The organism is Halopseudomonas sp. 4NH20-0008, from assembly GCF_057548395.1.
Map to the genome: position 1 here is coordinate 30679 of NZ_BAAJMD010000005.1, position 11707 is coordinate 42385.

An 11707-nucleotide genomic window follows, 5' to 3' on the forward strand; every position below is an offset into this window, starting at 1 on the left:
GTTGGTTTATGGCAGGCAACAGTTGCAGCCGTTGCCTCGCCTGCGCTTAAAGCGGCTCTTTGCCGGGCTCAGCGGTTTGCCTTGAAGCGCTCTATCCAGTCCGGGATATCGCCCAGGCAGCGGACTTCGCCATCGGGCTGCAGGCTCAGTGGCCATTCAGCGCCGTGCCGATTGAACCACAGGGCGTGCATGCCGACTCCGCGTGCACCCTGGATGTCATCCTCGGGATGATCGCCGATATGCAGAGCCCGCTGCGGTTCGATGCCTGCGCGTTGTAGGGCAGTGAGAAAGGGCGCGGGGTCCGGCTTGCTCAAGCCGACTTCATCCGCCGACACAATCACACTGAAATACTTGTCCAGCCCCAGCTTGCGTACATCGGCATTGCCGTTGGAGATACTGGCCAGTCGGTAGTTTTCTGATAGCGCCTGCAGCAGCCGTTCGGCATGCGGAAAAAAGGTCACCGCGTGGCGGCCTTCGAGAAAGACCTCAAAGCCGCGACGAGTCAGCTCGCTGGCTTGCTCCTCGGCATAACCGGCGCGCAACAGGCCGAGCTTCATCACCGCCAGACGAAAGTCGGTCACCCGATGACGCAGCGCCGGATCCTTGGCCAGCACCTCATGCCTCAGCGCCTTGCGTGCCTCGGTGTCGAGCCGTTCGACAAACAGGGGCGCATGTTCGGCGAACCAGGCCATCAGCGTACGTTCGGCGCTGGCCACCACGGATTCGGTTTCCCACAGGGTGTTATCCAGATCAAAGGTCACTAACTGCAGCATAACTAGTGCTCGCTTTTGCGTTTGGCGCGGGGATGGGCCTGGTCATAGACCTGGGCCAGGTGCTGGAAGTCCAGGTGAGTGTATACCTGCGTGGTACTGATATCGGCATGCCCGAGCAGCTCCTGTACCGCGCGCAGATCGCCCGAGGACTCCAGCAGATGGCTGGCGAAGGAGTGCCGTAGCATGTGCGGGTGCAGGTGCTGACCGATCTGCTGCACGCCCTGCTGGCGCACCCGCAGTTGAATGGCGCGCGGCGTCAGGCGTCGGCCCTGGCGTCCGACAAAGAGTGCCGGGGATTCGCTGCCAGCCAGGGGTCTGACCTGCAGCCAGCGTTGCAATGCGCTACAGGCCAATCGGCCAACCGGGACCACGCGGGTGCGCTGGCCCTTGCCGAGTACCCGTACTTCACCCTGCTGCAAATCCAGCGCGGTCTGATCCAGGCCGGCCAGCTCGGACAGGCGCAGGCCCGATGAGTAAAAGAGTTCGAGCATGGCGTGGTCGCGCAGGCCCAGCCAGTCATCCTCGGCCGGCGCGCTAAGCAACTGAGCTGTCAGGTCGGCATCCAGTGCCCGGGGTAGCTTGCGCGGCGATTTGGGGGCGCGCAGGTCCATGGCTGGATTGTGCTTGCACAGACGTTCTCGGACCAGATAGCGAAACAGACTGCGCACCGCACTGAGCAGGCGCTGCAGGCTGCGTCCGGACAGGCCGCTCTGGTGCTTCTGGGCAATGAACAGCCGCAGTTGCGCCTCGTCCAGTCCCTGCCAGTCGGCTATCTGCCGTTGGTCGAGAAAGTCGCGCAGCCCCTCAAGATCATGCCGGTAGGCCTCCAGCGTGCGCGGCGATAGCTGGCGCTCCTGCTGCAGGTGCCGCAGGAAGGCGTCCAGTGCCTGTTGCACGGGCATGGCGGGCATGCTCAGACTCGGGGTTCGTCGGCCAAAGGCCGCTGGCGCAGCAAGACCCGAGCCAGCGCATCGGCAATGTAGCCAAGAAACAAGGTGCCGGTGGCATTGCGGTAATGATTGGCATCGTGGCTGCCGAGCGCCAATACGCCGTGCAGGCCCTGATGCTGGATGGGTGCCACGGCCACCGAGGCAACCAGTGGGCCGCGCTCGCCAAACAGAAAACTAAGCTCGTCCGGGCGCAGCACGCCGCTCAGGGTTTTGCCGCTGTCCAGCAGATGCCCAATGGCCTCACGTGCAGCCTGATGGGTAACGCAGCGGGCATTGGCAAAGCGCGGCGTCTCGCTGAACAGGATCAGGCTGACGTGCGGCACCTGAAAGTCATCGCGCAGGCTGTCTTCGATACTGGCAATGACCTGCTCAAGGCTCTGTGATTCGAGCAGATTGAGGATCAGCCGACGACTCTTTTCAAACAGCCTGTCGTTCTCCCGGGCCACATCCATCAATTGCCCGAGGCGGTGGCGTACATCGATGTTGCGCTCGCGCAGCAGCTTGACCTGACGCTCGACCAGGGATACGGCCTGACCGGACTGATGCGGAATGATCAGCTCGGGTATCAGGTCGTCATACTCGGCAAAGAAGGCCGGATGTCGCCGCAGGTACTCGGCGACCAGTGCCGGATCCAGGGCGTCGGACGGGTGTACGGGTTTGCTGTTCATAGGCGTATCTGTCCCTCGTAAACGCGGGTGGCGGGGCCGGTCATCATGACCGACTGGCCGGGTCCGGCCCATTCGATCTGCAGGCTACCGCCCGGCAGCTCGATGCTGACCGGCGACTCAAGGTGACCCAGACGAATCCCCGCCACGGCGGCGGCGCAGGCACCGGTACCGCAGGCCAGGGTTTCTCCGGCGCCACGCTCGTGCACACGCAAGCGCGCATGGTGCCGATCAACCAGTTGCATGAAGCCGGCATTGACTGCCCGCGGGAAGCGCACATGGCGCTCGATCAGGGGGCCGATCTCGGCCACCGGATACTGCTCGAGGTTGTCTACCAGGGTGACGCAGTGCGGATTACCCATCGACAGTGCAGAGACCTGAAGTTGTTGCGCGCCTACCTCCAGCGGGTAACTCAGGGCTTCATTGTCGGCCTGGAACGGAATCTCGACCGGACTGAAGCGCGGCGCACCCATATCCACGGTGATCTGGCCGTCCTTGCGGACCTCCAGAACGATAGGTCCACCGCTGGTTTCAACATGGATGGTCGATTTGGCGGTCAGGCGCTTGTCCAGCACAAAGCGGGCAAAGCAGCGGGCACCGTTGCCGCACTGCTCGACTTCACCGCCGTCGGCATTGAAGATCCGGTAACGGAAATCCATGTCCGGATTGTTTGGCGGCTCGACCAGCAGCAGTTGATCAAAACCAATCCCGGTATGCCGGTTGCTCCACTGGCTGATTTGCTTGGCGCTGAACTGGGCATGCTGGGTAACCAGGTCGACAACCATGAAGTCGTTACCCAGGCCATGCATCTTGGTGAATCGCAGTAGCATCTCAGGCCTCGGGCAGCAGGCGTTCGCCGGCAAAGAGTTCGGCCAGGGTTTCACGTTGGCGCACCAGATGGGCCTGGCCACCATCGACCATGACCTCGGCAGCCCGCGGCCGGGTGTTGTAATTCGAGCTCATGACAAAACCATAGGCACCCGCTGAGCGCACGGCCAGCAGATCGCCTTCGGCCAACGCCAGCTCGCGGTCCTTGCCGAGGAAGTCGCCGGTTTCGCACACCGGGCCGACGATATCCCAGGCCTGCGCCGCAACGTCAGCGCGCGGGCACACCGCATCAATGCCCATCCAGGCGCTGTACAGCGCCGGGCGGATCAGGTCGTTCATGGCCGCATCAATAATGGCAAAGTTCTTGTGTTCGGTCGGCTTCAGCAGGTTGACGCGGGTCAGCAGCACACCGGCATTGGCGACGATGGAGCGACCAGGCTCGAACATCAGTGCCAGATCGCGGTCGGCCAGGCGCTCACGCACGCGTTGCAGATAGGCGCCGGGGGCCGGCGGCTGTTCATCGCGGTAGGTCACGCCCAGACCGCCACCCAGATCCAGATGACGAATGCGGATGCCATCGGCGGCCAGGGTGTCGATCAGTACCAGCAACCGGTCGAGGGCATCCAGAAACGGCTGGTCGTCGGTCAGCTGTGAGCCAATGTGGCAGTCCACGCCGCAGACATCGATATTCGGCAAGCTGGCGGCGCGGCGATAGACCTCGGGTGCGCGGGCAATGTCGATGCCGAACTTGTTTTCCTTGAGCCCGGTGGAAATATACGGGTGGGTCATGGCATCCACGTCCGGATTTACGCGCAGCGAGACCGGTGCCTTGACGCCCAGCTCAGCGGCTACCTGTTGCAAGCGCTCAAGCTCGGCAGCGGACTCGACGTTGAAGCAGTGGATGCCCAGCTGCAGCGCTCGGCGCATTTCCTCGGCGGTCTTGCCCAGACCGGAAAACACTACCCGTGCCGGGTCGCCACCGGCGGCCAGAACCCGCTCCAGTTCACCACCGGAGACAATGTCAAACCCGGCGCCCAGACGTGCCAGTACATTCAGTACGCCCAGATTGGAGTTGGCCTTGACGGCAAAACAGACCAGATGCGGCGTGCCGCTAAGAGCCTGATCCCAGGCCAGCCAGGCTTGCTCGATGGCGCTGCGCGAGTAAACAAAACAGGGTGTGCCATACTCTGCGGCAATCGCGGACAAAGGCAGGGCGTCGGCATGCAGTTCGCCGTTCTTGTATTCAAAGGCTGTCATGATCTGATCTTAGTTGCCCGTCGGTTGCTGGTTCATTTCTTCCCGGGCCGGGTCAACCGGTTGGCCGGCTGGCTGCTCGGGCAGATACAGCGGGCCTTTCTGGCCGCAGCCAGCGAGGATCAGCAGTGCAAAGAGTGCAGCGACGGAACGCTTCATGGTGAAATCCTTGTTGTAAATCGGGCAATATGCGGCAGTATACCCAGCCACCCGGTTTCACGCACCCGAACCGGTGACGGAATCAAATGAAAGAGATGTCTGCATGCACGAACTGACAGAAGATCAATTCCACACCCAAGCCGATGTCCTGCAGGACAGGATCGAGCAGGCCATGGATGACAGCGGCCTGGATCTGGATATGGAACAGGTTGATGGCTCGCTGGTACTGATGCTGGCCGAGGGTCCCCGGCTGGTGATTGGTCGGCAGCCGGCCTCCCGGGAAATATGGCTGGCGGCGCCCAGTGGCACCCTGCACTTTGGTTTCTGCCCGCAACGTGGCTGGCTGCATGACAGTGATGAAGAGCCGCTGTCCGAGGTGCTCGGGCAACTGCTTGAGGACCTGACCGGCGAAGAGCTGGATCTGGATCTCGAGGCCGACTGACATGACCATTGCCGGACCACCGTCACCCTGTGTGCGCAAATGTTGCCTGGATGGTGAGCAATGTCTGGGCTGTGGCCGCTTGATGGCGGAAATTCTCGAATGGGCCAACGCCTCACACCAGCGTCAGCTGGACATTACAGTAGCGGCTCAGCGGCGCCTGGTGGAGCGGCGCAATCGTCAGTGATTACTGCCGCAGCGCTCGCATGGCACTGTTCAGCGCCTCTTCCAGCTGCTGGCGATAACGCAGGTAGTGTACGGTCTGCATGCTGCCACTCGGGTCTATCGCGGTCAGATCAAGGTCAGTGATGTAGCAGGGGTAGTCTTCCAGGCTATGACGTTGCTGCAGAATATGGCTGGCCACCTCGGTATACAGACGAGAGCCATGATCCAGCTCGGAAAACTCCCGTTGCTCACAGAAAATGCTGACCTGTAGTTGCTGGGTCTCAGCCGGCTCGGCAATGGCCTGTACGGCATAGTAATCCGCTTCAATCCCATCGATCGGCAGGTTTCTCGGCTCGACCCGGGCCGGTAGGCCGTCACTGGCAGGGAGTATCGCGTAGAGCAGGATCGGTTCCTGGCGCAGGCTGCTTTCCAGGCTCTGGTTCAATTGCCGCCGCAGCCGAATGCTGTGCAGAAAGCGCAGCAGCGGTAGCAACAGGGTATGTTCGTCCGGGCAATCCTGACGGGTACGCCAAACCGACCCCAGCTCGTCGAGGACGGTGATTTCTGCCTGGCGGCTGGGTAGCAACCGATAAAACAGTTGAATGCGTTCTGCCAGATCCTGCTGCAGGATCAAGGACAGATCGTGGCCCTGCAGGGCAAAACGGTCGAGGACCAGCGGGCTGTAGCTGGGCCGGCTGCTGCCCAGATAGCGACCAAGGCGTTCACGGTCGGCAATGTCGGTGACCTGAATCTTGCCATCCTTGCGCTCCAGCACCTGAAAGCCGTTCTGCACCTGCAGCAGAAAACGTGCCGGCGGATCCGCCAGCAGTTGCCGACTGGCATCGCGAAACAGGCCAAGAACGCGTTCGGCAATCGAGCTAGAGCGGTTGCGGCAATAGCAGGCGACCTGCAGGTCCGGCTGGCGCTGATACTCATGGGCCTTGTTCAGATAGTCGCAGAGCGCCTGCACGCAGGATTGCTCTCCCTCGAAGCGGGTGACCAGCATCTCGTTCCAGCTGTTCAGGGTAATCTGGTCGATGCTCAGAATCAGGTTGTCGCGCAACCCGGAATATCCCAGCGCATCGGTATGGCTGCTGATCAGGTGCAGGTTTTTCTGACTGCTGGCCGGCAGTGGGTCGAGCCCGACATTGATCAGCAGTAGCGTCTGGCAAGGCTGGCTGGCACGGGACAGGGCGGCTTCAGTCAACAACGGCAGAGGCAGCGGGAAGTGCAATTGAATGACCGTCAGCAGGTTGCTCAGCTCGAACTCACTCAGGGCGCTGTCGCCGGGGTGCACGGCAATCCGCGAGGACGCATCAATCAAACCATTGCGGTAGGCCCAGGCCAGCAGCTCGATCAGGTGGCGGGTGCGCTTGAGCGAGCTGTGATCGGACAGTTCATTATGGTTTAGCACGCCGCGATACAGGCTCCAGTGTGCCTGGGTATCGTCACCGCCGGGGCGCAGTGCCAGACTCAGCAAAGGTTCACTGAGGTCCGGGGAGATGCCCGGGTTGACCAGTTCGACCTTGCCGGCCTTGCGCTCAAAGGCGGCATACAGGCGTCGACCCAGCAAGGACAGGTCGCGACTGTTGACCTGGTTGATGACGTTGTGACTGCGGCCAAACTGCGATAGCAGACGGTAGCTGTGGGTCAGTTCGCCAACCAGCAGGCGACGTTCATGCTCGACTTCAAGCACCCGCCAGAGTTGGCGATTATCGAGCTGTTGCAGCTGCTGTGGCGTCCATTGCCACTCCTTGACCAGTCGCTCCATCAGGCTGCGCTTCCAGCCTAAGGTGCCGCTGCGGCGACTGAGCCGCACATCGGCCTTGATATACAGACAGCGGCGAACCAGTTCCAGGCGTTCCTGTTCGCCGCGGGCCAGCAGGTAGGCTTCAATTCGACGGTAGAGCATCACATAGGGATCAAGTTCATCCAGCTCGAGTTGGTTGGCATACACGGCTTGCTTGAAGTCCAGACTCAGGCAGCGCACGTCGGGGTGCTCGCTGGCATAGACTTCGGTCAACAGCAGCTTGAGCACCGACTTGTAGGGAGACTCAATGCCCTTGAACAGTTGCCAGAGGCCAGCGCCAACATATTCGCCGGCAGGAATGCGGGCCATATGCCCGAGGTCCAGGCTGTCCGTCTGGCGGATAAAGCGCTTGCCGATCAGCTGTCGGGTGTAGTCACGGTAGTTGGATTCTTCACTGTTGGGTACCAGCCACCAGAGTGGGTAACGTCCGCCGAGCAGGATAGCGGTGCGATAAAACTCATCAAGCAACAGGTAGTGCTGGGTGCTGCCACAATCTTCAATGCTCAGGGCGTTATCCCGATCGCCCAGGCTGAAGGTGGCCGGGTTGACCAGGTGGAAGTGGGCTTCGCAGCCCAGGGTCTCGGCCCAGTCGGTAATCGCCTGACATTTGCTGGCCAGCTCGACCACCGCCTGGGGTGGCAGACTGGAGGCATGGCAGACCCAGATATCCAGGTCACTCTGATCGGACTGGGCGATGGTGCCGCCACTGCCCATCAGGTAAAGGGCCTGAATGTCCGGGATAAAGCCGGCCGGATGTTTGCGGTAACTGAAGCTGCGCGTCAGCGCCTGGGCGCCAAGCAGCACCTGCGAGTCGGGTACATAGCCGGGCAGTCCGTGCGGCGTCTGTCTGGATACGTAGCCCGGCAGCAGCGGGTGGTTGACATCAAAGAGCAGCGGAATGAGTTGCAGCACATTCAGCTGGCGAAGCGGCAGCGCATGCATAACCCGTTGCAGGCGCTGCTGGTTGATGGCCATGAAGCGCTTGCGCAGAATGAAGAGGGCCTTGCGATCAATGCCCTCGTCTATCTGCAGGTGGATTTCTCCGCGCAGGGCCATAGCGTTGCTCAGTCAGCGCGCAGGATGGTCAGCAGGGCCTGGGCGTGTTCCGCCGCATCCAGCCCGAGACTGGTCAGATACCCGCCGTCGGCTTGAGAGGTCAGACCGCGTGCATGCAGGCGCTCAGCACTTCTAACCACCTCAGCGGTGGCTTCATGTTGATGAATCTTCAAGCCTTCCAGAGTGTTGGCCAGATTGAACTGGCACAGCAGGTTGATTTCAGTGATTTCATCCGGGGTCAGCGACATGGGCGGTACCTTTCAGGGTGTGTAGATGCAGTCTAGCCTTAAATGACCGTAAAAAGGACAGGGATTTATCAACAGGCGCAGGCATTCAGGCGACTGATGAGGCTGGCGATTTTTTCCTTAGACGGCTACAACTAGCGTTACTTTCAATGGCACCCACGCGGAGACGCACAATGCTCAAGCTTCATGGTTTTGCTGTCAGTAACTATTTCAATATGGTCAAACTCGCGCTGCTGGAGAAAGGTCTGGCTTATGAGACCGTCGTGGTTCATCCCAGTCAGGATGAGAGCTTCCTGAAGATCAGTCCGCGCGGCAAGGTGCCTTGCCTGGAGACTGAGCAGGGGTTTGTCAGCGAAACCAATGTGATTCTGGAGTACCTTGAAGAGACCCAAAGTGGCAAGGCACTGCTGCCCAAGGATGCCTTTGAGCGTGCCCGCGTTCGCGCCCTGACCAAGGAAATCGAGCTGTACATCGAGTTGCCGGCGCGCAGCTGTTATGCCGAAGTGTTCTTCGGTGGCAAGGTTGATCAGGCGATCAAGGACAAGGCCAAGGCCGACCTGCTGCTGGGTGTTGCCGCGCTCAAGCGCCACGCCCAGTTTGCCCCCTATGTGGCGGGCAGCGAGATGACCATTGCCGATCTGATGTTCCTGTACAGCTTCGATCTGGCCTGTGCGGTGGCGGGCAAGCTGTTTGGTCTGGATCTGATGGCGGAGCTGCCGGGCGCCAAGCCGCTGTTCGAGCTGATGGCACAGAATCCCCACGTACAGCAGATTGAAGCGGACAAGAAAGCCGAAATGGCCGCCTTTATTGCCGCGGCCAAGGCACGTTCCTGATCAGACTGAACTGATCGCCACAACCGGTCTGCAGGCGTGACCGGTTGTGGCAACCCAGATGGCTATCCAGGGCGCCCTAGAGCATGTCCTTATAACGCTCATCGACCCCAAACCGCAGTTCCTGGGCAAAGCCCGGCACTTTGATGCCCTGCTCGCTTATGCTCAATTGCGCATCGTCGATCATGTTCTCACCAAAGTGGTAAATCACATCCAGTTGTCCAACCAGCGCACGCTGGTCATAGGCCTGGGCCTTGACGCGGACCTGTTCGCGGCGGGTACTGTAGTCGGCAAAGGCCTGTTCGCCATAGCGCTTGCGCAGCATGCGTTCCACTACGCTGGGGGCGAGAATCACGGCGCTGGCATTGTTGCCGCCAAAGCCCTTGGAGTTGATAAAACAGACCTCCAGAGGATCATCCGAGCGCGCCTGATCCTGGGTATTGAAGCGCAGATGTTGTTGGTGCACGTCATCGGCGACGGCATCAATGGTCTTGATGCCCGGCAGAATCTGGTACTTGAAACTGCCCAGGGCAAAGGCCAACTGGTCGGCGCTGGCGCTGGCCAGCGAGTGACCGACATAACCCTTGGCGGCGGCCACCGGCCAGTCGGCAATGCCGAAGGCCCCGGCTACCCGGTCGAGCAGTTCGGATTCGGTAATGCGGTTGGCCGGGGTACTGGAGCCGTGGGCATGGACAAAGCTGCGGGCGCGTACCGATTCGCTGCCGACAATCTGCATCGCCGCATTCACCGCCTTGGCCATGGTCAGATAGTTACCCGGACCCGGTGCGGAAATGGATTTCTTGAAGCCGTCGGCGTTGATGAAGACGTCGGTAGCGGCGCCGTGAATATCGGCGCCCAGCTCCATGGCCAGGGTATCGTCCATCAGCACGAAGAACTGCCCTGATTCAGCGAGGGTAAAGCCGCAGTTCTGGCCAAAGGGCCGGCTGGCACGGCGGAAGTCCACGTCCGGACGGCCTTCGATATTGCGCAGCCCTTCTTCGGTGGCCAGCGCGCTCATGGCGCCGTAACCCTCGATGCATTCCTGGGTGATCGGCGCTTCGGCATTGCCGACCAGCACCACGCGGGCCTTGCCGCTGCTGATCATGTCGATGGCTTTCTGCAGGTTGTAAAGGAAGCTGGCGCAGGCCCCGGTGATGGCGCCCGTGGTGCCGACGCTGCCGAGAATATAGGCGTTGATAAAGTCCGCCGGCATGCTGTTGAGCCCCAGCGGCAGCTGCTTGGCGCTGACCCGGTTGCCCTTGAGGCGCGACTGCATGACGCCGGCAAAGCTGTTTTCGTCGAGCTGGCTCATGGCGCTGCTGGCAAATACCGCAATTTCGTCGGGCTGCACGCGGCTGACAATCTCGGCCCAGTCAATGCCGGTAGAGCGCAGGGCGTCGGTGGCGGCGAGCATGGTCAGCTGCAGTCCGCGTGGATGGAAGCGCGAGGCATAGTGCTCGCCGGGCTCAAAGCCACTGGGCAACTGGCCAGCCGACTTGACCGCCAGGGCGCGGTAGCTGTCGACCTTCAGGTCGCAGCCGTCATATACGGTAACCATGACCTCGGTGTCGCTCAGGCGCTCGACTACCCAATCGCTGGGCAGGGGTTCGGGCAACTGCTTGGCCAGGGTAATGAAGGAGAAGGGCTTGCCGGCTTCACCGGTAACGGTGAGGTTTTTCTGCCAGTGGGCCGCATCCACATCCAGGTGGCTCTTTTCGATGCGGCGCACCAGGGTGCCGTCGAGGATCTGCTGGCCAAAGCGCGCTTCAATCTCGGCTGGTTGCAGTATCTGGTCGTCAGCGTCCAGATAGCGGCCGTCTTCGGCCTTGACCAGCTTCATCAACACGGCCAGACCGGCAAGGGTTTCCTGCCGTTCTGCCACAGGCAGTGACTCGATGACGGTTCGACGAAAACCGTGGTGAAATGAACTGCGACCGGCGGCGTTGTAACCACCAAAGCCGACGATGAACGGCAAACGCGACATCACGCATGACTCCTGACAGGGTCCGGGTCAGCGGATGCGAGCAGGTCGCGGCTGACCGGGTTATGTTCTTCGAATGCTTATGCTGACGAGAACTGTAACTGTCTGGTCACGTTTAGACCATAGGATTTCCGCATTGCTGCGGTTGTCGGGGGCTGCCTTTAGTGTCCGGCAGGCTCGAAAATCACGTAAACCTTGCGCGTGCGCTGCAGGACTTCCCAACTGCCGACAAAGCCGGCGGGAATCACGAAGCGGTCACCGCTGACCAGCCGACGGCTGCCGCCCTGCTGATCATGCAGAATCGATTCGCCCTCAAGGATTTCGCAGTATTCATGTTCGCTGTAGCTGATGGTCCAGTGACCCGGCTCGGCCTCCCAGACGCCGCTGCAGAACTGGCCACAGGGGCTGCTGTAATGGTTGCGCACATTCTGCGCCGGATCGCCAGCCAGCACCTTGGCTTGGTCGGGGCGGTAGTGTTCCGCCGGGGTGCTGGCGCTGGCGAAGTCGATGATGTCGGTGATCGGCATGCTGGAGTTCCTTTGAATGGCTTTC

13 protein-coding genes are annotated in these 11707 nt (G+C 61.1%); 3 read left to right on the forward strand and 10 right to left on the reverse strand.

The annotated features are described in order from the left end of the window. Window positions 1-68: 68 nt before the first annotated feature. Genes AC27HQ_RS06600 through lptM form a run of 6 tightly spaced genes read right to left on the reverse strand, consistent with a single transcriptional unit; the run spans window position 69 to window position 4629 of the window. On the reverse strand, window positions 69-773 hold the full coding sequence (locus AC27HQ_RS06600) for an HAD family hydrolase (protein ID WP_487155354.1): 705 nt from the start codon (window positions 771-773) through the stop codon (window positions 69-71). A 2-nt stretch (window positions 774-775) separates the two neighbouring features. After that, the gene (gene xerC, locus AC27HQ_RS06605) at window positions 776-1669 is read right to left on the reverse strand and encodes a tyrosine recombinase XerC (RefSeq protein ID WP_487155515.1); all 894 of its coding nucleotides are present in this window, start codon (window positions 1667-1669) and stop codon (window positions 776-778) included. A 17-nt stretch (window positions 1670-1686) separates the two neighbouring features. After that, entirely contained in the window at window positions 1687-2391 is a 705-nt protein-coding gene (locus tag AC27HQ_RS06610) for a DUF484 family protein (RefSeq protein ID WP_487155355.1), read from the reverse strand. Beyond that, window positions 2388-3218 carry a diaminopimelate epimerase gene (dapF, locus tag AC27HQ_RS06615; RefSeq protein WP_487155356.1) on the reverse strand — a complete coding sequence of 277 codons (831 nt, stop codon included), beginning with the start codon at window positions 3216-3218 and terminating at the stop codon, window positions 2388-2390. Before dapF ends, AC27HQ_RS06610 begins: the two co-directional genes overlap by 4 nt. A gap of 1 nt (window position 3219) precedes the next feature. Further along, window positions 3220-4473: a diaminopimelate decarboxylase gene (gene lysA / locus AC27HQ_RS06620; RefSeq protein ID WP_487155357.1), complete on the reverse strand. Its 1254-nt coding sequence runs from the start codon at window positions 4471-4473 to the stop codon at window positions 3220-3222. 9 nt (window positions 4474-4482) lie between these two features. Continuing rightward, the gene (gene lptM, locus AC27HQ_RS06625; protein ID WP_487155358.1) at window positions 4483-4629 is read right to left on the reverse strand and encodes an LPS translocon maturation chaperone LptM; all 147 of its coding nucleotides are present in this window, start codon (window positions 4627-4629) and stop codon (window positions 4483-4485) included. Between the two features lie 103 nt (window positions 4630-4732). Here lptM and cyaY point away from each other — a divergent pair, with 103 nt between their 5' ends. Next, a complete protein-coding gene (gene cyaY, locus AC27HQ_RS06630; RefSeq protein ID WP_487155359.1) occupies window positions 4733-5071 on the forward strand; it encodes an iron donor protein CyaY in 339 nt (112 codons plus the stop codon). Window position 5072: 1 nt separating this feature from the next. Next, window positions 5073-5255 carry a DUF1289 domain-containing protein gene (locus tag AC27HQ_RS06635; protein WP_487155360.1) on the forward strand — a complete coding sequence of 61 codons (183 nt, stop codon included), beginning with the start codon at window positions 5073-5075 and terminating at the stop codon, window positions 5253-5255. Here AC27HQ_RS06635 and AC27HQ_RS06640 read toward each other — a convergent pair whose 3' ends face one another. Further along, window positions 5256-8099 (reverse strand): class I adenylate cyclase domain-containing protein, encoded by a 2844-nt coding sequence (locus AC27HQ_RS06640; protein ID WP_487155361.1) that lies wholly within the window; start codon window positions 8097-8099, stop codon window positions 5256-5258. It abuts the gene before it with no gap. 8 nt (window positions 8100-8107) lie between these two features. Beyond that, on the reverse strand, window positions 8108-8347 hold the full coding sequence (locus tag AC27HQ_RS06645) for a TIGR02647 family protein (RefSeq protein WP_487155362.1): 240 nt from the start codon (window positions 8345-8347) through the stop codon (window positions 8108-8110). 170 nt (window positions 8348-8517) lie between these two features. Here AC27HQ_RS06645 and AC27HQ_RS06650 point away from each other — a divergent pair, with 170 nt between their 5' ends. Beyond that, entirely contained in the window at window positions 8518-9177 is a 660-nt protein-coding gene (locus tag AC27HQ_RS06650; protein ID WP_487155363.1) for a glutathione S-transferase family protein, read from the forward strand. A gap of 76 nt (window positions 9178-9253) precedes the next feature. Here the strand turns inward: AC27HQ_RS06650 and AC27HQ_RS06655 are convergent, their stop codons facing one another. Further along, on the reverse strand, window positions 9254-11158 hold the full coding sequence (locus AC27HQ_RS06655; protein ID WP_487155516.1) for a beta-ketoacyl synthase: 1905 nt from the start codon (window positions 11156-11158) through the stop codon (window positions 9254-9256). A gap of 158 nt (window positions 11159-11316) precedes the next feature. Next, window positions 11317-11682: a cupin domain-containing protein gene (locus tag AC27HQ_RS06660; protein WP_487155364.1), complete on the reverse strand. Its 366-nt coding sequence runs from the start codon at window positions 11680-11682 to the stop codon at window positions 11317-11319. Window positions 11683-11707 lie beyond the last annotated feature (25 nt).